Origin of the sequence: Jiella pacifica (assembly GCF_010500815.1) — a bacterium.
GTDB classification, from domain to species: Bacteria; Pseudomonadota; Alphaproteobacteria; order Rhizobiales; family Rhizobiaceae; genus Jiella; species Jiella pacifica.
This window is the reverse complement of the sequence record NZ_JAAAMG010000014.1, coordinates 42,057-65,668: the sequence shown is the minus strand read 5'-3', so window position 1 is coordinate 65,668 and position 23,612 is coordinate 42,057. Positions and strand designations below refer to the sequence as shown.

The following is a 23,612-nucleotide window of genomic DNA, read 5'->3' as shown; positions in this document are numbered from 1 at the left end:
AGGGCGCGCGGCCGCAGCGGCGAGGGGGCCCTGGCAGGGCGTTGACGCGTCTCACCCGCAATTGCGGTAAGCCGTATTCTCGGTTCGCTTCGAGGTCGAGGCTTTTGCAATGGCTCCCAACGCACTAGGTTAGCGAAACAGCAGCGAGATCCGTGTGCTCACTGCCCCGCCGCGATCCGCAATCGACGGGCTCATGAACCGACCGATCATCCCCCAATCCATCCCAAAGGCTCGCCCCGCCGACGCCAATGTCACGGCCGTCCTCGGGCCGACCAACACCGGCAAGACCCATCTCGCCATCGAGCGGATGATCGCCCACGGCTCCGGCACCATCGGCCTGCCGCTCAGGCTGCTCGCTCGCGAGGTCTATCAGAAGGTCTGCGACCGGGTCGGCGCCGGCCATGTCGCGCTGATCACCGGCGAGGAGAAGATCCGGCCGCCCAACGCCCGCTATTTCGTCTGCACCGTCGAGGCGATGCCGCGCAATCCCGGCACCGCCTTCGTCGCGGTCGACGAGGTGCAGCTCGCCGGCGATCTGGAGCGCGGCCACACCTTCACCGACCGGATCCTCACCGCCCGGGGCTTCCAGGAAACGCTGCTGCTCGGCGCCGGCACCATGCAGGGCGTCCTGAACCGGCTGATCCCCGGCCTTTCCACCCAGACCCGGCCGCGCATGTCGAACCTTCTCTATGCCGGTTCGAAGAAGATCACCCGGCTGCCGCGGCGCTCGGCCATCGTCGCCTTCTCGGCCGAAGAGGTTTACGCCATCGCCGAGTTGATCCGCCGGCAAAGGGGTGGTGCGGCGGTGGTTCTCGGGGCGCTCAGCCCACGCACCCGCAACGCCCAGGTCGAGCTCTACCAGGCCGGCGAGGTCGACTATCTCGTCGCCACCGACGCCATCGGCATGGGGCTCAATCTCGACGTCGACCACGTCGCCTTCGCCCAGGACTGGAAGTTCGACGGCTTCCAGTATCGCCAGTTGACGGCCGCCGAATACGGCCAGATCGCCGGTCGGGCGGGCCGCCATGTGCGCGACGGCACATTCGGTGTGACAGGCCAGGTCAATCCGCTGCCCGACGAACTCGTCGAGGCTCTGGAGGCGCACAGCTTCGCGCCCGTGAAGGTGCTGCAGTGGCGCAGCGGCAATCTCGACTTCGCCTCCATCGATGCGCTGAAGGACAGCCTGGAGCAGCCGCCGCCGAACGAAGCCTTGGCGAAAGCGCTGCCGGCGGTCGACCAGCGGGCACTGGAGTTCCTCTCGCGCCTGCCCGACATTGCCAAGCGGGCGAGGGGGGCGAAGCGCGTCGAGCTCTTGTGGGAGACCTGCAAGCTTCCCGACTATCGGCGCATCGCGCCGGCCCAGCATGCCGAGATCATCGCCTCGATCTATACCGACGTCGCCGACAACGGTCATGTCTCCGAAGACTACATGGCGGCCCAGGTCCGCCGGGCCGACCGCACCGAGGGCGATCTCGACACCCTGTCCCAGCGGATCGCCGAAATCCGCACCTGGACCTACATTTCGCACCGGCCGGAATGGCTTGCCGATCCGACACACTGGCAGGAAAAGACTCGCGACATCGAGAACCGACTGTCCGACGCTTTGCACGACAGGTTGACGAAACGGTTCGTAGACCGCAGGACAAGCGTCTTGATGAAGCGGCTGAGAGAGAACGCGTTCATGGAAGCAGAAATCGCCAACGACGGTACGGTGACGGTCGAGGGCCACGCCGTGGGCGAACTGCAGGGTTTTCGTTTCTCGCCCGACACGAAGGCCGAGGGCGCGGACGGTCGGGCCGTGCGAACGGCTGCGCAGAAGGCGCTGGCCGGTGAGTTCGACAAGCGGGCGGAGCGTTTCGCCAATGCGCCGAACGGCGATCTGGCGCTCGGCTCCGACGGGCTGGTCCGCTGGCTCGGCGCGCCGGTCGCGACGCTGACGGGCGGCGAGGACCCGCTGAAGCCGCGAATCGTCCTGCTTGCCGACGAGCAGCTGACCGGCCCGCCGCGGGACATGGTGGCGAACCGGCTCGAGCGATTCGTCACCTATCAGGTCTCCACGGTCCTGAAGCCGCTCGCCGATCTGAAGCAGGCCGAAGGCCTCGAGGGCGTCGCCCGCGGCCTCGCTTATCGCATCGTCGAGGAATACGGCATCCTGCAGCGTCGCGACGTTTCCGAGGAGGTGCGGGGGCTCGATCAGGGCGCGCGGGCGGCTCTCAGGCGCTGCGGCGTGCGGTTCGGCGCCTACCACATCTTCGTGCCGGCGTTGATCAAGCCGGCCCCGGCCAGCCTCCTGACATTGCTCTGGGCGATCCAGAACGATGGCCGCGATCGCCCGGGCTTCGGCGACGTGACCCATCTGCTTTCGACCGGGCGGACCTCGGCTGTCGCCGATACGGCCTACGATCCGATCTTCTACAAGCTCGCCGGTTACCGGCTGCTCGGGCGACGGGCCGTGCGCGTCGACATTCTGGAGCGTCTCGCCGACCTCATCCGCCCGGCGCTCGGCTGGAAGCCCGGCACCGGGAAGCGTCCGGACGGTGGTTACAACGGCGCACAGTTCCTGGTGACGCCGGCGATGATGTCGATCCTCGGTGCGACCGCCGACGACATGGACGAGATTCTCAAGGGTCTCGGCTACCGGCCGCAGCCGATGCAGGCGGATGCCGTTGAGGCAGAACTGACGCGGCTTGACGAGGAAGCCGCCGCCAAGGAGGCAGCCGACAAGGCCGAATCTGTGCGCAAGGCGGCCGAAGCCGCCGCCAGCGCCGCAGCGCCGCAGCCGTCCGAGGCAACCGACGGAGAAGCGTCCGCGGATGAAGCGGGCGAGGCTGCGGCTTCTGGCGTCGTGGACGCGGAAGCAGGCGAGCCGGACACCGTCGCTGCCGATGAGGACGGATCCGTTTCTGCCGCGGAAAGCGCCGATCCGGCTGATGGCGACGAGACGGTGTCCTCAGGCAATGTCTCGCAATCGGGCGCGTCCGAGCCGGAACCGGCTACCGAGACGCCGCCAGCGGCAGCCGTGGCCGATGACGCCGGGCTCGCAGGTGAAGCCGTCGTCGAGACGGCCGTCGCGCCAGTCGCCGCGGATGCCGTTTCGGCCGGAGGCGAGACGCAGGCAGCCGGGGACGACGTTGCCGCCGAAGCTTCGCGCCAGACCGCGCCGGAAGGGGCTTTGGCGACCGATCAGTCAGCTGCGCCGGAACCGGGCGCGGCGGGGGAGGCGCCGGCGCCGTCCGAAGAGCCCGCCGAGCCGCGCATCGTCCAGGTCTGGCGGCCGCATCGCGGCGATCGCAACGCCGGTCAGAATCGCCAGGGCCGTCGGGGACGCGGCGCCGGGCAAGGACGCCCGGGGCAGGGCCAGCCGGGCGAAGTGGCGGCGGATGCCGGCCCGTCCCAGGGCCGCCAACGTTTTGCCCGTCGCCACGAGAACCAGGAAGGCGAAGGCCGGCCGCAACGCTTCGGCAAGGGCGGCGGCAAAGGCAAGGATCAGAAGGGCCAGGATTTCGGCGATCGGCCCAACCGTGGCCCCCAGCGCGACAAGGGCGGTGGCGGCGAAGGCCGGCGGGACAAGGCACCACAGCGCATCGACCCGGATTCACCCTTCGCCAAGCTCGCGGCCCTGAAGGAAAAGCTTGGCCGCTGACGAGAACGACGGCGGCGAGGCTGGCAATAGCGCCCAGCGACTCGACAAATGGCTGTTCTTCGCCCGCGTGGTGAAGTCCCGCACTCTCGCCCAGAAACTGGTTCTCTCCGGCGGAGTGCGGCTCAACCGCGACAAAATCACCAATCCGGCGCGACAGCTTCGGATCGGCGATACGCTGACGATTTCCCACGCCCGGTCTGTGCGTGTGCTGAAGGTCCGTCTGGCGGGTGTACGTCGCGGCCCGGCCAGCGAGGCGGCGACGCTCTACGAGGACCTGTCGCCGGATCCGGTCTCGACCGCGCCCGAGGGGGACGGGGACGAGGTTGCGAAACCCTCGCCGGCTGTGTCCGCGAGAGCGCCGGAGGCGGATGCGCCGCGCCCTTCCAAGAAGGATCGGCGGGCACTTGCCCGGCTGAAGGGCGGCGATCTGCAATAGTGCCGGTCCTCCGCTGAAAGTCGTAGCGACGGCGATCTTTCGCGCGGGAAATATCTTTGCTGAATGGGCTGCAAGGACGACAAGCTTTGCGCTTGCAAGGCAATTTGCGAGTGGCTAGGTCCTGTGGCGAAGGATAGGTCCCGTGTGCCGTCATGGCGGCCCGGGCGAGACGGCGGTCGAACAGCCCGCCCGAGAGGATGACAGATGACTTATGTCGTGACCGACAATTGCATTCGCTGCAAATACATGGACTGCGTCGAAGTGTGTCCGGTCGACTGTTTCTACGAAGGCGAGAACATGCTCGTCATCCATCCCGACGAGTGCATCGACTGCGGCGTCTGCGAGCCCGAGTGCCCGGCCGAAGCGATCAAGCCCGATACCGAGCCCGATCTCGACAAGTGGCTGACGGTCAACGCCGAATATGCGGAGAAATGGCCGAACATCACGATCAAGCGTGAAGCGCCTTCCGATGCTGAGAAGTTCGACGGCGAGGACGGCAAGTTCGAGAAATACTTCTCGGCCGAACCTGGCCAGGGCGACTGAGCCGGCTGCGGCCGGCCGTCACGCCGCCTTGCCGCAGCGCGCGGCCGATGCCGCTTGCGTCGGGCCCTAGGACCGCCAGTTCGTGGCGAGGAGCCATCGAACCATGTGTGCCGGCGCTCGGCGTGCTGGTGCGTAGCCGCGCGATTCCTCCGCGAAGGTGGGGGATTCCGCCGCTGCGTTGCACAATCGCGGCATCCCCCCGAATTCCTTGAATTTTCTGGCGGGATATTGTAAGCTGTCATACACAGTCGGGTGCAAAGGCACTTTAGCATCCAATCCTGCCTTCGTGGCGGGATGGTTTTCCGAAAGGATGTTTCCCCCAGCGCGGCCACGTCGACGGTTCTTCCAAAGAACCGATTTCGACCATGCGGCCTGCGCCTCGGTCGGCGACATCCTGCCTCGCGCGGCTGCGATCTGTCGATCCTTCTGGAGGGATCGTCGCCAACCGGTGGCTCTCAAGCTGCCGCCCGTGTCTAGCGGCTGTTTCGGCCCGGCACAATAGGGAGTTAGAAAAAGCGTATGAGCAGTCAGAAGAAGGCAACGGCAAGCCAGGGTTTCAGAACCGGTGAGAGCATCGTCTACCCTGCGCACGGTGTCGGTCAGATCGTCGCGATCGAGGAACAGGTGGTTGCGGGCATGACGCTCGAGCTGTTCGTCATCGACTTCGAGAAGGACAAGATGCGGCTCAAGGTTCCGGTTGCAAAGGCCAAATCCGTCGGCATGCGCAAGCTGTCGGAGACCGATTTCGTCGAGCGCGCGCTGAAGGTGGTCCAGGGCCGGGCGCGCGTGAAGAAGACGATGTGGAGCAGGCGCGCGCAGGAATACGACGCCAAGATCAACTCCGGCGATCTCATCCAGATCGCCGAAGTCGTCCGCGATCTCTATCGCGCCGACAGCCAGCCCGAACAGTCCTATTCCGAGCGCCAGCTCTATGAGGCGGCCCTGGGCCGCATGGCGCGCGAACTCGCCGCCGTCAACGAAGTTTCCGAGACCGAGGCGGTGCAACTGATCGAGCTCAACCTCAACAAGGGGCCGAAGCGTGGGCCGAAGGGCGCCGCCGAAGCCGAGGGCGAGGGCGAAGGCGAGGCCGATACGGAGGAGACTCCCGAGGAGCAGGAAGAGGCCGCCTGATCCCGCCGGGCGAATGAGGCGACCTGTCTGCCGCTTCATGATCGCAAGCGGATCAAGCGGATCAAGCGTCGTTCGGGCTAACTTTGCTGACGGAAGTGATGCTTGGATGCGCAAGCCGGTATGAGGCGGCGTTGCCGCCGAGCTGCCACGGTGTTTTCTCCCGGTGAGCTTGGCCGAAAAGGACATCGAGAATCGGACCGGCCGTCTTGGAAAAGGCGGCCGGTCTTTTTTTTGTCGGCCAGCGGTGTTACAAAATGAGAAGAAGGCGTTACCGCGATGAAACGCTTGCCTTTTTCCCCCTTCTTTCTATTTCGCTCCAAAAAGTTTGCCGTTTTGGGAACGTTTGGAACGCTCGCGCATTTACCAAGGACCCGGAGCGTGTGCCCCCCACACGCCAGAGCTATCAAAAGCCGTCTGACCGACCGGAGGGTCCCATGAAGTCACAGTCCGCTCGCCGTACCATGATCCGCGCTGCCATGGCCGCGCCCTACCTCCAGCGGGAGGAGGAGTACGATCTGGCCGTCCGCTGGAAGGAGCAGGGCGATCAGGAGGCGCTTCACAAGATCACCGCCGCACACATGCGTCTGGTCATCTCCATGGCCTCCAAGTTCCGGCATTTCGGTCTTGCGATGAGCGATCTGATTCAGGAGGGTCACGTCGGTCTTCTGGAGGCGGCGGCCCGCTTCGAGCCGGAGCGCGAGGTGCGCTTCTCGACCTACGCCACCTGGTGGATTCGTGCCTCGATCCAGGATTACATCCTGCGGAACTGGTCGATCGTCCGCGGCGGCACGTCGTCGGCCCAGAAGGCCCTCTTCTTCAATCTCCGGCGTCTTCGTGCCCGCCTCAGTCAGGGTTCCGAGAGCCTTTCCGGCACCGCGATGTATCGTGAGATCGCCACCGCCCTGAAGGTGTCCGAAGGCGACGTGGCGTTGATGGATTCCCGGCTTTCTGGTCCCGATTCTTCGCTCAATGCGCCGCTGATGGAGGACGAGTCGGGTTCGGCGGACCGGCAGGACTTTCTCGTCTCCGACGCGCCATTGCCGGACGAGATGGTGTCGACTTCGATCGACGACGAGCGCCGGGTGACGTGGCTGAACAGCGCGCTGAACGTTCTGTCCGAGCGGGAATTGAAGATCATCCGGGAACGACGGCTTCAGGACGACGGGGCGACGCTGGAAGCGCTTGGCACGAAGCTTGGCATCTCCAAGGAGCGCGTGCGTCAGATCGAAACGCGTGCGCTGGAAAAGTTGCGGACGGCCCTGCTGGAAACCAATGGCGACCGCGCGGCTTATGTGAGCTGATCCTCTACAAACCGAGAGATTCGGAATGCCCGCGACGCAAGCGCGCCGCGGGCATTTCCGTTATCAGCGCAGGGGATCCGCCGCGGCGACAGGCGTTCGCCGAATTCCGGCTCAGAATTCATCCCCCCGCCTGTTTTCCTAGCAAAGCACGCCGAAGCGGAGTGCGGCCCCTCCTCTCTGGAGCGAGGTGCCGTTCGGGATTTGTTGCCGACAGCTCGTCGCGTGCGGCTTCTTCAGCGACCAAACTTCCGGAACCGGGTCGCGAGTGTAATTTAAGATTGCAAAGAGTTAATGTTACAACATCAGCTTGAGAGGATGCATCGCCACTAACCACGAGGTCAGAAATTTGCGCCGCTGGTGGAGGCATGCTCGACGGCCAGAAGAGACGGTTGTCCACTGCGGGCTCATCGCCGACGGCATGAGTGTCGCGGAAGTATTTCGCTGCCAGGTCGATCATCTCAGCGGCATCAGTATGCGCTTTGGGACCTATCGACGCCAAAACCATCATAGTCTCGATATCCGACTATACCGCATGCTGACCAATGGAGAGCGGTTCCGGCAACGGGACATCAGGTCCCGCTCGCTCGTTCATGAGTTGGTGGTCGACGCCGCCCGGTTGCCGGATGGTGGAAGGTTTCACTTCTATTTTCCACCGATCGAACACAGTCGGGAAGCGGTCTTCCTCTTCGAAGCCAGCGTGAACGGCGCGGAAAGGAATTACGGCGTGACTCTCTGGCTGGCGAGCGACGAGAGCAAGATCGATGGCCACATCGGGTTTCATTCCGACAATACGGTCAGGGCGGAGTTCGGTCTGCAGGCAACGCTCATCACCAGCCCTGCGAATGCGATCGGCAGCTACCCCGAGGGACTGCTCTACAGCCCCTTGTCGTCATGCAATCTGAATTGCGTCCATTGCATCTCGCGGCACAGCCGCACGCGTGTGCGCCGCATCGGCCCCGACTTTCAGGAGGAGATGCGAGAGCGGGCCAAAGCAGGCGACCTCAAGTGGATTTTCACCGACTATAGTGGCGACATCTTTCATGCCGAAAGGAAGTCGCCGGGTCAGCTCGACTTCCTTTTCGGTCTCGGCATCTCGCTTCATATCGATACGAACGGGGCTGCTCGATGCCGAGATGATCGAACGTATCATGTGTTCGCCGGTGAACGCCATGAGCATCTCGTTGGATGCCGCGACGGATCATACCTACCAAAAGATCCGCATCGGTGCGCCGGAGATCGGCAAGGTATTTTCCTCGATCGAGCAGTTGCTCGCCGCTCGTGAAGTCCATGGGCGGACCGAGGATTTTCGCGTCGAAATCGGATTTACTTTGATGCTGTCGAACATCCATGAGCTTCCGCTCCTGCTGAGGAAGGCGTCAGCAGTGGGCGTCGACGCCGTCAATTGTCGCCATCTGGAATTGTATCATGAGGAGATGATCGCTGAATCGCTTTTGGGGCATGAGGCCTATTTCAATGCGATCCGACAGTCGGCGATCGACTTCGCGGCGGCTGCCGGCCTCAGGCTGAACATCGGCAGCGAGCTGCGGAAGGAGGAGCAAGAAGGTGGGATGGAGCCTTGCTACATCCCCTTTGGATCGGCGGTGGTGCTCGCGAACGGCGATGTCATGGCCTGCTGCGTACCCGGCTCGAAAGTCGGCAACCTGTCCGAGAACTCGCTGGAAGATATCTGGAACGGGGATCTGTATAAGAAGCTGCGCTCCAGCGTTAACTCTCCGAAGCCCCCGAGCCTCTGCAAATCGTGCCACTTCAGCGGTTCGATGAATCGCTTCGGTAGCGTCGCCGAAGCGGCGAGGAGCCGAGGCGCAAGGCCTCTCCTCGAAGAACTGACGGGGGCGACTTGAGGTGCCGAAGTAACGCCTCGCACACGCCCGCCGGACCTTTCGCCGGCTGGCGGCATCCGACCGTGGGATAGCCGATTCCTACCGAAAACCCGGGAGCGGCACCGCGGCGCGGCGAGATCCCTCTCGGATCACGCTCCCGAGCGCTCGTTCCTGATTCGCTGCATGATCTGGTCGATCAGCCGATCGACCGCCAGGCGGCTGGAGCGCTCCTCCGGCTCCGCTATCGGGCCGCTGCCCGCGAGGGCAGGGTCCTCGCCGGCAGCCGGTCCCTCGTAGCCTTCGAAGAAATAGGTCGGAGGCACGTTCAGGCGCCTGCAGGCGAGGTAAAGGCGGCCCGCGCCCACCCGCTCGGCGCCGCACTCATACCGTTGGATCCGTTCCGCGCTGACGCCGAGCACGTGCGCCAGTTCCTGCTGGCTCACCTGTGCCGCCAGCCTCGCGTGACGCAGCCGTGCTCCGACATGGGCATCAACGGGGTCTTGCACGCTCGGAGCACTCCCAATGAGAACCGAATCCACCGCTGACGTCTTGGTTGCGGAATCCGGCGCCGTGTGGGCGGACCGACCCACCAAGTTCATAATCCATGCGACACTCGTCGAAAAAGCTGATCGGGAGAGAGTTTCACGATGCGCGGTCCGGGCCGTTGCCTCTTTACGGGACGAGACTTGCGCCTCAATTCCACTGCAACCGCATATATCATATTTTGGTTGGGACATTGTAGTGCGGCGTCAGACCCTGGAAATACGTCGCCAGGTCTTTTTGCGAAAAGCGCGCGGCAATGTCGTCCGGCCGCATGAACGTTTCGCCGAACCAGGGGAACTGCTTCTCGGAAAATGATTTGACCAGCCAATCGATGAAGACCCGGTGGCGGACGGTGTTTCTCACCTCGGGATGGAGAGCCATCCAGATATCCAACGAGAAGACCAGGTCGATATCCACCGGCACGACGTCGGCCCCGATGGCGATGGCATAGTTCGGCAACAGGCCGATCCCTGCTCCCTTGGCGATCGCCCAATAATGGGCGCTGGCGAAGTTGGTGTTGAGCTTGACGATCCGTTCGCCGAGATCGATGCCGAAGATCGAGGCGAAGTCGATGTGCTGGAGTTGTTCGGTCTGCTGCACGACGACGCGGTGACGGGCGAGATCGGCGATGTTGCGCGGCGTCCCGTAGCGTTCGAGATAGGAGCGGCTCGCAAACGGCATCGTATGGAGGCGTCCGAGCCGCCGCTTGATCAGTTCGGGGGCGGTGGGCTCGGTCAGCTGTATCGAGACGTCGGCTTCCAGCCGCAGCACGTCGACCGAGCGCATGGCACATTGCAGGTTGATCTGGATGTCGCGCCCCTCGTCCGTCTCCATGAACTCCGCGAGCCGCGGGGTCAGCCAGAAACTGCCGAGGCCCTCGGTGATGGCAAGGTGGACCGGGCCGCCGCGGGTCGATGACGACGTCTGCGCCACCCGCCACATGTCGGACATCGACTGCTCGACATCCCGGGCCGAGGCGATGATCCGGCGACCCTCGGGCGTCAGCGTCACGCCGCCGACCTCGCGGTAGAACAGCTTGTAGCCGAGTTGGTCCTCGAGCCGGATGACGGCGTTGCGAACCGTGTTCACGCCGACGCCGAGTTCTTCGGCGGCGCCGCGAAAGCTGCGTTGGCGATCAACCATGATGAAGATGCGGACGGTATCCCAGTCGACCCCGCGCCACGAGTGTTCCATCAACGGAACGCCCCCCTTTCAAATCGGTAAAACCTGAGCGCGAGGATGTCGCGTAGGTTGACCCCAGGGCAAGCTAGTTCATGGGGACGAAAATGGGAAATCAGGCAGAGACCGGTGCCGCACGCGCCGCCCGTCTGATCGAAGTGCGAAACGCGGTCACCGCCGAGGCGATCGAAGCCCTCCTTCCAAAGGCCGAAACGGCCATGGGACCCTTGGCGAAAGCTGCGACGATCGAGCGGCTGACGAGGACCAACCCCGATACGATCTGGCTCGTGGCGCGGCGTGGGGCCGCGCGGCCCGAAGGCTTCGTGACGGTCCTGCTTCTCAACGAGGAAGGGTACGAAGCGCTTCTGAACGACGCGATGGATCTCGCCGATCCGGACGACCGCTACATCGTCCGGCAATCGGAGACTCCGGCGGCCGTCTACAGCTGGGCCTCCTATACGCCGGGGATCCTGGCGAACGCCATCCCGCTCGTCGTCGACCACTTCTCCTCGCCCCGCTACGCCAGCGCCGACATGATCGCCAACGTCACGACCGAGCGCGGCCGGAGGGCGATGCTCAGGCTCGGCTTCGACGAGGGGCTCGAATGGCGCGGGACGTTCAAGCCGAACCTCTTCATCAAGCATCGTGCCCCCAACTCCCGGCTTTTCCCGCGTCGCCGCTACGACCAGACGGCCGATTCGGCCGCGGGGACGGGCATCACCGTGGTGCACGGCATCGACCAGCTGTTCAGGGTCGCGGCGGTTCGTAGCGCCGTCTATATCGGCGAGCAATCCTGTCCCTACGACGAGGAGTTCGACGGCAACGATTTCGCGGCGACCCACCTTCTCTATTCGGTGAAGGGCGAGCCAGCCGGTTGCATGCGTATCCGCTTCTTCGGCGACTTCGCCAAGATGGAGCGGCTGGCGGTGCGCAAGGAGTTTCGCCGTTCGACCATCGCCTTCGAGCTGGTACGGGCCAGCGTCGAACTCTGCCGCGACAAGGGGTTCCGGAAGCTCTACGGCCATGCGCGCGAAGATTATCTGCCCTTCTGGCAACGCTTCGGTTTCAAGCTGAAGCACAACGGCGCGCCGTTCGGCTTTTCCGGCCACACCTTCGTGGAAATGGTCGACGACGTCGAGCCGCCGGATACGGCGATCTCGATCGACGACGGCCCCTACAAGCTCATCCGTCCCGAGGGTCAGTGGAGCTACCCCGGTATCCTCGATCGATCCGGACGAAGCCCATGGCTTTAGCGGCAAGCGGGGACCTGGATCTACAGATGGCAAACCTCATACACGAGATCGCCCACTGCAAGGAACTGGCGGAAAAGGCGGATCTGCGCTTCGCCTCGCGGCTTCTCGACATGTGCCTGCTCGAGGTCGCGATGGAGTGGGAGGGGCGGGGGCGCCTCGAGCCGCTGGGGGACGAGGAGCTCCTGATCGTTCTCCTGCGCTCCAAGCTCAAGATCGCCGTCAGCGGGGCGGGGCGTTCGATTACGGTCGGCTCGCCCCCGCCGCGTCGGCCGCCGGCCGATCCGGATCAGACGTGATGCGAAGACGCATTGCAACGACATCTGGCATGATAGCAGACGGACTGCGCGGGGACCCGCGCGGCCGCGGGCCTATTCGCCGACGATCTTGTAGCGCTGGCCACTTTTCACCGCATCGTCCGGTCCAAGCTCGTTCAACAGCCTGAACAGTCGCTCCTTGCCATCGACGCCGACCATCCGGTTCGACAGCGTCTCGGCCGTGTCGCCGGGCCTCGCATCCACAATACGGATGCGCAGGGGCTTGAGCGCCGCCTGCTCCTGCGGCGTCAACTGGTGGAACGAATCGGCCGTCTCGACCGCGATCGTCTCGGCATTGACGCTCGCCTTGGAGGGAACCGCGGTCAGGAAGCGGTAGACCTGCCCGCCGAGGCGCACCACCGTGACGTCGAAATCATACTCGCCGCCGCGCGCCTTGGCCGAGACTGCCTCGAGCCCGTGGATTCGGCGCTGGCGCACGCTGCCGGCCTCCAGCCCACCGATCCAGCCGGAATTGACATAGTCGACGAGACTGCGATTGGGCGGCAGCGCCACGCCGTCGAAGCGGATCGCGGTGTCGTCCGGGCCGGTGGCCATCACCGCCTCGGCGGTGTTGTCGAGAATGAAGCCCTTCGGCACCGTGAAGCTGATGCCGAGGCCGGGATGCAGGAAAGTGCGCTCGCGCACGTAGCCTTCCGCCGCCGAATCGCCGAACAGCATGCCGTCGACACCGTCGAGATAGCGGTCGCGATCCCGCTTGCCGGCATTGCCCACCGGGTTCACCTCGCCGGCGAGCTTCTCGGCGAGCTGGATGCGCTGCGGCGCGGAAGGATGCGAGGCGAGGAAGTCGAGATTGGGGTTCTTCGCCTGGAAGGCGTTGCGCATGTTGGCGTAGGCATCCATCGCCTTCAGGAAACGCGCCGCCGCGAAAGGATCGTATCCGGCCCTCGCCACATGGCGGATGCCGAGTCCGTCGGCCTGAAGCTCCTGCTGGCGGGAGAACTGGGCGAGCGAGAGCTTGCCCTTGGCGAGCGCGATCTGCCCGGCCGATTCGTTCTCGAGCACTTCCGACACGACGCGGCTCGCAAGCTCCGCCGCCTGTTCGCGCTGCTGGCGCTGGATGCCGTGATTGGCGGTGATGTGGCCCATCTCGTGGCCGATCACCGCGGCCACTTCCGAGCTGTCATTGGCGAGCGCGAGGAGGCCGCGGGTGATGTAGACATAGCCGCCGGGCAGGGCGAAGGCGTTGATGTTGGGCGAGTTCAGGATGGTGATGCGATAGGCCCGGTTCGGATCGTCGCTCGCCGCGGCCAGCTTGCCGACGATGCCGGCGAGGGCCTGTTCGAGCTTCGGATCGGAATAGGCTCCGCCATAGGCGGCGAGGATCTTCGGATGCTGGCTTCGGCCGATGACCGACTGCGGATCGCCCTGCTGGGCGGTCTCGAAGGTGATCGGCTGGCGCGTCGAGGTATAGCCCGCCTGCAGGCTGTCTTCGTCGCGCGCCGCGGACAGTCCGTCGAGCCCGGCCTCCATGGTCGTGCAGCCGGAGGCTATGGCGAGCGCACAGATGCCGGCAGCGCGCATGAGCGCCCGCATCCTCGGCCCCGTCTTCAGTTGATGCCATGGTGCTGTCATTGACGCGAATGACGCCTCGTCCGTCTCGACCGCGACTCTGCTTCCGCCGCCTCGAATATCGCAACTAATCGAATCGGCTGCCAGACCGATAGCGTGGAAAGGCAACATTGCCGATCAATTCACGGAAAGGAATCCCCCGATCCCCATTCTTATGAGTTAAGTAGGAATTCCGCCGGAATTGCGTCACGCCTCTCGTCTCCGAAGCCCGAGATAGTGCGAAACCCGGTGGTCGCCCTCGCCGGACAGCATCTCCGACGCCGGGCCGATCGCGGCGATCTCCCCGGCTTCCAGATAGGCGACGCGATCGGCATGGGGAGCGGCGTCTTCCGGGTGATGAGTCACCATCACGATGGCTGCCGCAGGCGCATCATCGCGCTTTCGTAGCTCGGCGAGAAGCGCCAGCATGTCCCGCCGCAGCGCTGGTCCGAGGGCAGCGAAGGGCTCGTCGAGCAGAATCAGCGGGCGCCTGCGCAGGAAGGCCCGAGCGAGCGCCACGCGCTGGCGCTCGCCGCCGGACATTTCGGCCGGCCGGCGCCTCGCGTAACCTTCGAGACCGACGGCGGAAAGCGCCGCCTCGATCTGCCGCCGCTCGTCCCTGGAAACCCTCAGACGCGGCGCGATTCCGAGCGCGACGTTGCGGAAGGCGTCGAGTTGCGGAAACAGGTTGTTCTCCTGGAACAGCATGGAAAGCGGGCGCTCGGCCGGGGCGATGCGGGTGACGTCCGCGCCGGCCATGAGAATGCGCCCGGCGCTCGGCGCCAGGAACCCAGCCGAAAGGTCGAGCAGCGTCGACTTGCCCGCGCCGCTCGGCCCGATCAGCGCCAGCCATTCTCCTGGTCCCACTGCCAGATCGAAGCGGAACGCCGCCCCGCCATGGGCGAAGCGGACGTCTTGGAGGCGAAGTGCCGCCGGCGCGTCGCTGGGGATGTTGCCCGAATCATGCGGGTGCCGCTCACTTCCATCCCTCGTCAACGGCCCGTCTCCTCTCGTCCAGCGAAACCACGCTCGACCAGCCCCATCAGCGCCACGGTGACGAGGCCGAGGATCAGCGCGAGGCCCGCCGCATCGGCGGTGCGGTAGCTCCCCATGCGCTGGAGCAGCAGATAGGGAAGCGTGACGAAGTCGCTCGACCCAAACAAGGCGATGGCGCCGAGATCGCCGAAGGAGAGCGCCAGGGAAAAAGCGAAGGCGAGGGCCAGCGGCCGGCGCATCGCCGGCCAGTCGACCAACGCGAAGCGGGCCGCTCCGGTCAGGCCGAGGCCTTCGGCGAGTTTGCCGGTCTCGGCGTTGGCCTGGCTCAGCGCCGGCCCGATGATCCGCACGATGAAGGGCATCGCCATCACCGCATTGGTGGCGACGACGACGTAAGGCGCCGCGGCGAGGACGTCGGTCACCTGTCGCAGCGCCAGGAACCAGCCGGCGCCGACGATCACCGGCGAGACGACGAGGACGAGGCTCGTCGCGGTTTCGAGACCGATTCGGGTGCCGCGGCGCGCGGCGCCTGGCCTCTTGCCGAAGCGCAGCGCCTCGATCGCCATGAGGACAAGCATGGAGACGAGGAGGGAGAGGGATGCCGCCGCGGCGGCGACGAGGAGGCTGGTTATCGCCGCCTCCTGGACTGTCGCTTCCCGTACGAGCCGCGTCAGATCGGCCGCAAGGCCGGAGACGAGGATCGCGGCGAAGGGGCTGACGACGAAGAGCGTGCCGAGAACGACGACGAGGCCGTCGCCCACGTCCCTGACTCGGCTTCGCGCGTCGAAGCGTCGGGCCCGGCCGCCGGTGCCGAAGCCGCCGGCCGGATCGCGCCCGAGGATGAGCGTCGCGACGAGGACGAGGGCCGTCAGGACGATCTGGATGATCGACAGGCCGATCGCCCGGCCGGGATCGAAATCATAGCGCAGGGCCTGGTAGACCGCGACCTCGAGGGTCGTTGCCGCCGGTCCGCCGCCGAGGACGAGGACGATGGTGAAGCTCGTCACGCAGAGCATGAAGATCAGCGCCGAGGCGCCGGGAAGGGCGCTCCGCAGCGCCGGCCACTCGATGGTGCGAAACACCGTGAAGGGCGGCAGGGCGAGCTGACCGGCGAGTTTCCAGCCTTCCGCCGGCACCCGGTCGAGGGCTGCGACGAACAGCCTTGCTGCGAGCGGCATGTTGAAGAAGACGTGGGCGACGAGGATGCCGGTGAGGCCATAGACGTCGAGCTGCGGCAGGCCGACGGCCGCAAGTCCGTCCGAGACGACGCCGTTGCGGCCCCAGATGGTGATGACGGCGAGAGCCCCGGCGAGGACGGGCAGCGCCTGTGGCAGGAGAAACAGCCGCAGGATCGCCCGCTTGCCGGCGAAGCGGGCGCGATGAAGGGCAAGGGCGAGGGGGATGGCGAGGACGACCGACAACAGCGTCGACAGTCCGGCCTGCATGAGGGTGAAGCCGAGGATCGAGCGGACGTAGGGGTCGGCGAGAGGCGCGACGACGTCCGGCGCCTGGTCGGAGACGACCAGGAGGACGAGGATTCCGCCGAGGAGGAAGCCAAGGGCGAGGAGCGCGGCGGCGATCCCAGCGCCGATGCGGATCTGGCGATCGGTGCGGGTGTTCATGTGCGGTCGTGACTCGCAGGACCGGTCGGCGCTCTACGAGATACCCCCCTCTGCCTGCCGGCATCTCCCCCACAAGGGGGAAGATCGAAGCGGGAGCGGCGGCGCCTCCTTGGCGACGTTCCTGTCGCCGCAGCTACTGACGGTTTGGAGCTGCGCACGACGCTGCCTGATCTCCCCCCTCGAGGGGGAGATGCCGGCAGGCAGAGGGGGGCGCCCAGCCGCACCGTTACAGGCCTTGCTTCCACCGCGAGCGCGTCGGCAGTCACCGCGCCCCGACCGCCTGCAGCCATTCGTCGGTCCAGGCGCGCCGGTTCTTCGCCACCGTGTCCGGGTCGATCAGCAGCGGCTCGTCGACGCTCACGAGGTCCGAAAACGCCTCCGGCAGATCGATGTCGTCGCGGACCGGCAGCGCCCAGTTCGTCGTCGGCAGGATCGACTGCGCCTCCTTGCCGACGAGGAACGTCAGGAATTTCCGGGCGAGTTCGGCATGCGGGGTTTCCTTCAGGATGCCGGCGACCTCGATCTGCAGATACTGGCCTTCGGCAAAGCCCGCCGCCTTGTAGCGGTCGGTTCCCTCTTCGATGACGTGATAGGCCGGCGAGGTGGTGTAGGAGAGGACGATCGGCACCTCGCCCTTGGTGAACAGGCCATAGGCCTCGCTCCAGCCGGGGGTGACGGTGAGGATGCGCGGCTGGAGCTCCTGCCATTTGGCGGCGGCCTCGTCGCCATAGACCGCCTTCATCCACAACAGGAAGCCAAGGCCCGGCGTCGAGGTGCGCGGATCCTCGATGGCGATCTTCTGGTTGGGGTCGCCCGAAACGAGATCGGCGAGGCTTTTCGGCGGGTTCGTCACCGTCTCGGAATCGTAGACAAAGGCGAGATAGGAATAGTCGTAGGGAACGAAGACCGCGTCGGAAAAGCCGGTCGGGACAGTCAGGTCCGAAACGTCGACCTCACTGTCCATGAACATGCTGGTCGCCTTGGCTTCGGGAATGAGGTCGGAGGTCAGGCCGAGGGCGATGTCGGCTTTGGTCGAAGGGCCTTCGAGCTTTAGCCGGTTGAGGATGGCGACGCCGTCGTCGAGGCCGACGAAATCGAGCGTGCAGTCGCAGCCGGATTCGAAGGCCTGCTTCAGCTTCGGTCCCGGGCCCCATTCGGCCGAGAAGCTGTCATAGGTGTAGACGGTCAGCGTCGGCCGGTCGCCGCTCTGGGCAAAGGCCCCGCCGACGATGACCGCGACGGTGGCGAGAGCGACCGCAGCGGATGCTGAAAATCGCAACAGGGAACGGGTGAGCTTTGGCATCGGCGCTTTCCTCTTGCCGGATGGGAAAGAGAAGCGCCGCGTGTCAAAGATCCACCGCAAGGCGCCCGCAATCCCTCCGCCGGCATGATCCGGATCAGGTTCGACGGGTTGGCTTCTCGCCTCTCAGCCTGCGTGGCACCCCGTGTGAGCTTTCCCGGTAGGTAACGGTTCCGCTCACCGAAGCAAGGGGGCCGAAGGGGCGTGGTCGAGAGGAATTGCGCCCTATCGCCGCTCCTCGTCGCCGTTTCGGTGGCGGGCGGGCCCCTCGTCGTCGTCGAGCCTCGGCTCGTCGTCTTCGCGCTCGTGGTGCCATGAGCGCGGGCGGTTGCGATCGGCGTCGCTACCGTCCTCACTCAGCCACCCCTCGTCGTTGAGGCCATCGTCGTGCCAGCCTTCGCGCTCGCTCCGGATCGGCGCCGCGGCCTCCATCTCCTCCATCTCCTCCATCGCTGCGTCGAGCACCTCGGGGTCGGTTTCCTGCACGTCGGCGACCGCTCCGGCGAGCCCGCCGGCATGGAAGGCCGACTTCTTCGGCGGCACGAGAACCGTCGCCGGGCGGATCCGCAACTTCGAAATGCGGTTCTTCTCGCGCTTCAGGACGGTGAAGCGCTTGTTGAAGAAGGTGAAGGCCTGGCGCTCCTCGGGGATGGTCTGGGTCTCGTGGATGACCAGGCCGGCGATCGTCACCGCCTCGTCGTCCGGCAAATTCCAGTCGAGCGCCCGGTTGAGGTCGCGGATCGGCACCTGGCCGTCGACCACCACCGAGCCGTCAGCCTCCAGCTTGACGCCCTGCATGTCGACGTCGTGCTCGTCGGCGATGTTGCCGACGATCTCCTCCAGAATGTCCTCGAGCGTGATCATCCCTTCCACCTCGCCATATTCGTCGACCACGATGGCGAAATGCGCCTTCCGGCGCAGGAAGGCGTTGAGCTGGTCCTGCAGCGTCGTCGTTTCCGGCACGAACCACGGCTTGGTGCAGATCTTGAGGACGTTGATCTTCGAGGGGTCGTTGTCGACCTCGTGCAGCGCCCTCAGGACGTCCTTGGCATGGATGACGCCGACGATGTTGTCGTAGTGGCCACGCCAGACGGGCATGCGGGTATAGGGGCTTTCGAGCACCTGGCGCACGACGTCCGCCGGCGCGTCGTCGGCATTGATCTGCCGCATCGACGTGCGGTGGACCATGACGTCGGAGACTTCGAGCTCGTGCAGGTCGAGAAGGCCGCCGAGACGGTTGCGGTCGGCATTGACGAGGGAACCTTCGCGATGGAGCACCTCGACGGCGCCGCGCAGCTCCTCATGGGCGGTCAGGAGCGAGGCGCCCGATTGCAGGCCGACGCCGAAGAGCAGGAGGATGCGCCGAACGACGAAGTTGACCGTCGCGGTGACCGGCCCGAAAGCGGTGACGACGAAGGCGACAGGGCGCGAGATCGCCAGGGCAAAACCGTCCGGCCGGGCGATCGCCGCCGACTTCGGCAGCACCTCGGCGAAGATCACCACGATGATGGTCATCGCAATGGTCGCGTAGACGACGCCGGTCTCGCCGAACAGCCCGAGAAAGGCGCTGGTGGCGAGCGAGGAGGCGAGGATGTTGACGAGGTTGTTGCCGATCAGGAGCGCGCCGATCAGCCGGTCCTTCTTCTCGATCAGCCGCTGGACGATCCCGGCCCGCGGGTCGCCGTTCTTCTCGTGGCTCATCATCCGGGCCCGCGAGACGGCCGTCAGCGCCGTCTCCGAGCCCGAGAAGAAGGCGGAGATGCAGATCAGGCAGATGACGATGCCGAGATAGATCCAGAGCGTCGTCGTCATTTCGCGAGCTCCTCGTCGAGGAAGCGTTCGACATCCGTGGGCTCGACGTCCCTGGCGACGAAGGCCTGGCCGATGCCATGGGTGAGGATGAAGGTGAGGCGGCCGCGCGAGACCTTCTTGTCCTGGGCGATCGCTTCCATCAGGGCCCGTCTGTCGAGCGCCGGGCCGGGGATCGCGGCGATTTCGGTCGGCAGGCCCGCGGCCCCAAGATGCGCCGCGACGCGGCCGGCATCCTGCCTGGTCGCAAGGCCGAGCTTGGCCGAAAAGCGATGCGCCAGCGCCATGCCGATCGCAACGCCTTCGCCATGGACGAGGCGGGCGGGATCGTAGCCGACCGCCCGCTCCAGCGCATGGCCGAAGGTGTGGCCGAGATTGAGCAGCGCCCGGCTGGCGTGCTCCTCTTCGTCGGCGGCGACCACCGCCGCCTTCGCCTCGCAGGACATCGCGATCGCCTCGGCGCGTTCGGATCCGCCGGCAAAGATCGCCGGCCGGTTGCGCTCCAGGAACTCGAAGAAGTCCGGCCGGTCGATCAGGCCGTATTTCACCACCTCGGCATAGCCCGCCGCAAATTCGCGCGGGGAAAGCGTGTCGAGGAGGGCGATGTCGGAAAGGACCAGCGTCGGCTGGTGGAAGGCGCCGACGAGGTTCTTGCCGCGCGGGGTGTTGATGCCGGTCTTGCCGCCGACGGACGAATCCACCTGGGCGAGCAGCGTCGTCGGAACCTGGACGAAGTTCGTGCCGCGCTTGACGATCGCGCTGGCAAAGCCGGCGAGATCGCCGATGACGCCGCCGCCGAGCGCGATGACGGCATCGCCGCGCTCCAGCCGTGCTTCGAGCATCGCATCGACGGTCCGCTCCAGATGGGCGAAGGACTTGGTCGTCTCGCCGGCCGGCAGCTTGACGCAGGTCGATTCGATGCCGGCACCGGCGAGGGCGATCTCGAGCCGGGTCAGATGGAGCCTCGCCACCGTCTCGTCGGTGACGATCACGGCGCGGATTCCCGGCAGGCGGGCGGCGATCTCCTCGCCGGCGCGGTCGATCAGCCCTTCGCCGATGACGATGTCGTAGGAGCGGCTGCCGAGCGAAACCCGCACACGGCGCTCGTCGGCGACGCGGGCCGGCGCGTGAGGGACCGGGCGGGGCATGGCTGAGGGCGTCTCGCCGGACGGGGTCAACGGCGCGTCCCTCCACGAAGATGATCGGCGAGCGCCTCGATCAGCTCGTCGGCGACCACCTCGCGCTTGACCGCCCGTGAAAGGACGGTCAGATCGGCTTCGGCATAGACCGGATAGCGCATGTCCATGAGTTCCTGCATCACCTTTCGCGGGTTCGGCGCCTTCAGGAGCGGCCGGTCGGCCCGGCGGCCGACCCGCTCCATCAGCGTGTCGAGATCGGCCTTCAGCCAGATGGTCACCGCCCTGTCGCCGAGAAGCGCCCGCGTTTCGCCATTCATATAGGCGCCGCCGCCGGTGGCGATCACCCTCGGCCCGTCCTGCACCAGCCTGGCGATGACCCGCGCCTCCAGCGCCCGGAACTCCGGTTCGCCATAGGCTTCGAACAATTCGGCGACCGTCATCGTCGAGACCGCCTCGATCTCGGCGTCGCTGTCGATGAAGGGCAGCGACAAGAGCGACGCGACCCGGCGACCGACGGTGGTCTTGCCGGCCCCCATCAGCCCGACGAGGACGATCGGCCGTCCGTCGAGCCGTTCCCGGATCGCCGATCCCCGGTCCTCCAAATTCTCGCCATCCATCGGCCCGACCGTTCCTCCGTTCGGCGCATAACGTCCCGAAGACGACGCGCGGGCGCTTCCACAACGGGCGTCGGCACCGTTATCGTCTCGCGTTATCGTCTTGCGTCTTCTCACATTCCCACTAGAAGCGGGGCCCAGGGACGCGAGCTTTGGCTCGAAACTGAGTTCGCCAGACGCCGATGCCGACACTCGTACGCCTCTTGACGATCATCGCCCTCGTTTGCGGCACCATCTACGGCATCATGGCCGCTCTCGTCTACTTCGTCGAACCGACCCGGACGGAGGTGACGGTGCCCGTCACCCTGCCTGAGGTGGACGAGGAAGCCGAACCGGCGGCGAGCGACGGACTGTCGGAGTTGCGGCCATGACGCCCGCGGCCGGAAAGCGGGCGGGCCGAGCCGCTTCGGCAGCGCGGCGCGGCGCCGGCTTCGAGGCCGAAGCCTTTCTGGAAATGATGGCCGTCGAGCGCGGTGCGGCGCAGAACACGCTCGACGCCTATCGACGCGACCTCGAGGATGCGGCCGGCCATTTCTCCGCCCGGGGTCTGTCGATGAAGAACGCCGACACCGAGGCCGTCCGCGGCTATGTCGCGGCGCTGGCGGCCGAGGGCCTCGCCGAATCCAGCCGGGCCCGGCGGCTGTCGGCGCTGCGCCAGTTCTATCGCTTCCTCTATACCGAGGGCCATCGCGGCGACGACCCGACCGGGCCGATCGAGGCGGCGAAGAAGAAGCGCCCGCTGCCCAAGGTGATGGGCGAGGAGGAGGTCGACCGGCTCCTGGATCTCGCCGAAGCGGAGGCCGAGAACCCGGCGCTGTCGCCATCCGCGAGACTGCGGGCGGCGCGCCTGTGTGCGCTGGTCGAGCTTCTCTATGCGACGGGCCTGCGGGTCTCCGAGCTCGTCGCCCTGCCGCGCTCGGTGCTCCGCGCCACCGGCCAGGCGATCGTCGTGAAGGGCAAGGGCGGCAAGGAGCGCATGGTGCCGATCGGCGAGGCGGCGGGCGACGCGATGCGCCGCTACGTGTCGGTGGCCAGGGAGCCGGGTCGAAAGCCGGAGGGCGACGAACGGTTCCTCTTCCCAGCCGCCTCCGAGAGCGGCCATCTTACCCGCCAGGCCTTCGCCCGCGACCTGAAGTCGCTCGCCGCGCGGGCCGGCATTCCGGCGGCAAAGATCTCGCCGCATGTCCTGCGCCACGCCTTCGCCAGCCATCTCCTGAAGCACGGGGCCGATCTTCGCGCCGTCCAGGAGCTGCTCGGCCACTCCGACATCTCGACGACGCAGATCTACACCCATGTCCTGGAAGAGCGGCTGGTTCGCCTCGTCACCGATCATCACCCGCTGTCACCGGTGAGCCGGGATTAGCGGCCTGATCGTTTCGCTCGTTTATGCGTGCCCGATCCAGCCCCGAAAGGTGAAGGCCGCGTAGAACAGCGCCGCGTCGGAAAATCCCGCGTCTCGCAAGATCGCTTCGTCCTCTTCGGGCGAAAAGCTCTTCAGGCTGCCCGCGACGGCGGCGCGGGCCTTCTCCACGTCGGCAGGCTCCGCGCCCATCGCGATGGGATAAGCGGCGTAACGATCGAGCCACACGTCCCGCTCGCCAAGCCCTTGAGGAAAGCTCGCATGCGCCGCGACGAAAGGCGAACGCGGCCGCAAGCGGCGGTGAATTTCGCCGACCGTCCGGGTGCGTTCCGCCGCATCGAGGAAGTGAAGGGTCAACAGGCAGGTCGCGGCATCGAAGGGGCCGTCGGGCGCATCGTCTATGTAGCCTTGCACCAACGTGACGCGTTCCATCAGCGGACCCAGGACGCGCTCGGCCAGCCGCAGCATCTCCCCTGCGGGATCGACGCCGACGAAGCGCCAGCCCGGCTGCGCTTCGGCCATGGCTTTGAGTTCACTCCCGCCACCGGCCCCGAGCACGAGCACCGCGGCCTCGCGGGGGGCGTGCTCGGCCAATAGAAGTCCGGTCATTCGATGAAGCGCGTCAAGGCCGGGAACGAAACGAGGGGGCCCTTCGGTGTAGCGCGCGACCGCGGCGGGGTCGTCGAAACCCCTGAGGAACGTCTTTTCGTCGTGCCGGGTATCTGCGTTCATCATTGTCTTCCGATGGGTTTTGCCCAGCCTGTGCCAGGCGTGGATGAAGTGTGTGGTGAAGCGCGAAAACGCGACGTTGCGGATGGGTGCCGATAGCGGCACCCAGGCCGCGCCGGACGGCATCATGCGACTGACAGACGGCAGATCGGCGGTGCATATGTTGTAACTTGGTATGTTACGAAAATCAGGGCCGGTCAAGGGTTGATGATCGGCCTTGATCACGGGCAGTCGCGGTCACGCCGCTCCGCTTGCTTGACATTCGACCGGCCCGTGGCCAGTTTCCGCCG

General features: G+C 65.9%; 20 protein-coding genes, 1 pseudogene and 1 riboswitch. Of the genes and pseudogenes, 11 read left to right on the top strand and 10 right to left on the bottom strand.

Annotation, left to right across the window (positions count from 1 at the left end):
- Positions 1 to 193 precede the first annotated feature (193 nt).
- From GTK09_RS16795 to GTK09_RS16765, 7 genes are all read left to right on the top strand, one after another.
- Positions 194 to 3,643 carry a helicase-related protein gene (locus tag GTK09_RS16795; RefSeq protein WP_163464620.1) on the top strand — a complete coding sequence of 1,150 codons (3,450 nt, stop codon included), beginning with the start codon at positions 194 to 196 and terminating at the stop codon, positions 3,641 to 3,643.
- Positions 3,633 to 4,079, top strand: a complete 447-nt coding sequence (locus tag GTK09_RS16790; RefSeq protein ID WP_163464618.1) for an RNA-binding S4 domain-containing protein — start codon at positions 3,633 to 3,635, stop codon at positions 4,077 to 4,079. The genes GTK09_RS16795 and GTK09_RS16790 overlap by 11 nt, the downstream gene beginning before the upstream one ends.
- 204 nt (positions 4,080 to 4,283) lie before the next feature.
- Positions 4,284 to 4,622: a ferredoxin FdxA gene (gene fdxA / locus GTK09_RS16785; protein WP_163464616.1), complete on the top strand. Its 339-nt coding sequence runs from the start codon at positions 4,284 to 4,286 to the stop codon at positions 4,620 to 4,622.
- A gap of 519 nt (positions 4,623 to 5,141) precedes the next feature.
- Positions 5,142 to 5,753 (top strand): CarD family transcriptional regulator, encoded by a 612-nt coding sequence (locus tag GTK09_RS16780; protein ID WP_163464614.1) that lies wholly within the window; start codon positions 5,142 to 5,144, stop codon positions 5,751 to 5,753.
- A gap of 434 nt (positions 5,754 to 6,187) precedes the next feature.
- On the top strand, positions 6,188 to 7,054 hold the full coding sequence (locus GTK09_RS16775) for an RNA polymerase factor sigma-32 (RefSeq protein ID WP_163464692.1): 867 nt from the start codon (positions 6,188 to 6,190) through the stop codon (positions 7,052 to 7,054).
- A gap of 598 nt (positions 7,055 to 7,652) precedes the next feature.
- Positions 7,653 to 8,336, top strand: coding sequence for a hypothetical protein (locus GTK09_RS16770; RefSeq protein WP_163464612.1), 684 nt, complete (start codon positions 7,653 to 7,655; stop codon positions 8,334 to 8,336).
- Entirely contained in the window at positions 8,224 to 8,916 is a 693-nt protein-coding gene (locus GTK09_RS16765; RefSeq protein WP_163464610.1) for an SPASM domain-containing protein, read from the top strand. The genes GTK09_RS16770 and GTK09_RS16765 overlap by 113 nt, the downstream gene beginning before the upstream one ends.
- A 128-nt stretch (positions 8,917 to 9,044) precedes the next feature.
- On the opposite strand, the gene GTK09_RS16760 is transcribed toward GTK09_RS16765, so the two are convergent.
- Entirely contained in the window at positions 9,045 to 9,494 is a 450-nt protein-coding gene (locus GTK09_RS16760) for a helix-turn-helix domain-containing protein (protein WP_246217957.1), read from the bottom strand.
- A gap of 118 nt (positions 9,495 to 9,612) precedes the next feature.
- Positions 9,613 to 10,632 carry a LysR family transcriptional regulator gene (locus GTK09_RS16755; protein ID WP_163464606.1) on the bottom strand — a complete coding sequence of 340 codons (1,020 nt, stop codon included), beginning with the start codon at positions 10,630 to 10,632 and terminating at the stop codon, positions 9,613 to 9,615.
- Between the two features lie 92 nt (positions 10,633 to 10,724).
- On the opposite strand from GTK09_RS16755, the gene GTK09_RS16750 reads away from it, so the two are divergent.
- Positions 10,725 to 11,870, top strand: a complete 1,146-nt coding sequence (locus tag GTK09_RS16750) for a GNAT family N-acetyltransferase (protein WP_163464604.1) — start codon at positions 10,725 to 10,727, stop codon at positions 11,868 to 11,870.
- A gap of 26 nt (positions 11,871 to 11,896) precedes the next feature.
- The gene (locus tag GTK09_RS16745) at positions 11,897 to 12,166 is read left to right on the top strand and encodes a hypothetical protein (RefSeq protein WP_163464601.1); all 270 of its coding nucleotides are present in this window, start codon (positions 11,897 to 11,899) and stop codon (positions 12,164 to 12,166) included.
- 72 nt (positions 12,167 to 12,238) lie between these two features.
- Here GTK09_RS16745 and GTK09_RS16740 read toward each other — a convergent pair whose 3' ends face one another.
- From GTK09_RS16740 to GTK09_RS16710, 7 genes and pseudogenes are all read right to left on the bottom strand, one after another.
- Positions 12,239 to 13,726, bottom strand: a complete 1,488-nt coding sequence (locus GTK09_RS16740) for a M48 family metalloprotease (protein WP_246217956.1) — start codon at positions 13,724 to 13,726, stop codon at positions 12,239 to 12,241.
- Positions 13,727 to 13,960: 234 nt separating this feature from the next.
- Positions 13,961 to 14,749, bottom strand: coding sequence for a thiamine ABC transporter ATP-binding protein (locus GTK09_RS16735; RefSeq protein WP_203561078.1), 789 nt, complete (start codon positions 14,747 to 14,749; stop codon positions 13,961 to 13,963).
- The gene (locus GTK09_RS16730) at positions 14,746 to 16,371 is read right to left on the bottom strand and encodes a thiamine/thiamine pyrophosphate ABC transporter permease ThiP (protein ID WP_163464597.1); all 1,626 of its coding nucleotides are present in this window, start codon (positions 16,369 to 16,371) and stop codon (positions 14,746 to 14,748) included. The genes GTK09_RS16735 and GTK09_RS16730 overlap by 4 nt, the downstream gene beginning before the upstream one ends.
- Before the next feature lie 262 nt (positions 16,372 to 16,633).
- Entirely contained in the window at positions 16,634 to 17,674 is a 1,041-nt protein-coding gene (gene thiB, locus GTK09_RS16725) for a thiamine ABC transporter substrate binding subunit (protein WP_163464595.1), read from the bottom strand.
- Positions 17,675 to 17,727: 53 nt separating this feature from the next.
- Positions 17,728 to 17,827: riboswitch (TPP riboswitch) on the bottom strand.
- A gap of 396 nt (positions 17,828 to 18,223) precedes the next feature.
- Positions 18,224 to 19,483 (bottom strand): annotated as a pseudogene (locus GTK09_RS16720) (HlyC/CorC family transporter); the annotation flags it as partial.
- Positions 19,480 to 20,628, bottom strand: a complete 1,149-nt coding sequence (gene aroB / locus GTK09_RS16715) for a 3-dehydroquinate synthase (RefSeq protein ID WP_163464690.1) — start codon at positions 20,626 to 20,628, stop codon at positions 19,480 to 19,482. The gene aroB and the pseudogene GTK09_RS16720, both read right to left, overlap by 4 nt.
- A gap of 26 nt (positions 20,629 to 20,654) precedes the next feature.
- The gene (locus GTK09_RS16710; RefSeq protein ID WP_163464593.1) at positions 20,655 to 21,236 is read right to left on the bottom strand and encodes a shikimate kinase; all 582 of its coding nucleotides are present in this window, start codon (positions 21,234 to 21,236) and stop codon (positions 20,655 to 20,657) included.
- A gap of 179 nt (positions 21,237 to 21,415) precedes the next feature.
- Here GTK09_RS16710 and GTK09_RS16705 point away from each other — a divergent pair, with 179 nt between their 5' ends.
- Together GTK09_RS16705 and xerD are read left to right on the top strand one after the other, a co-directional pair.
- Positions 21,416 to 21,604, top strand: coding sequence for a hypothetical protein (locus GTK09_RS16705; RefSeq protein ID WP_163464591.1), 189 nt, complete (start codon positions 21,416 to 21,418; stop codon positions 21,602 to 21,604).
- Positions 21,601 to 22,596 (top strand): site-specific tyrosine recombinase XerD, encoded by a 996-nt coding sequence (gene xerD / locus GTK09_RS16700; RefSeq protein WP_163464589.1) that lies wholly within the window; start codon positions 21,601 to 21,603, stop codon positions 22,594 to 22,596. Before GTK09_RS16705 ends, xerD begins: the two co-directional genes overlap by 4 nt.
- Positions 22,597 to 22,617: 21 nt before the next feature.
- On the opposite strand, the gene GTK09_RS16695 is transcribed toward xerD, so the two are convergent.
- A complete protein-coding gene (locus GTK09_RS16695) occupies positions 22,618 to 23,547 on the bottom strand; it encodes a class I SAM-dependent methyltransferase (RefSeq protein WP_312869908.1) in 930 nt (309 codons plus the stop codon).
- Positions 23,548 to 23,612: the final 65 nt, after the last annotated feature.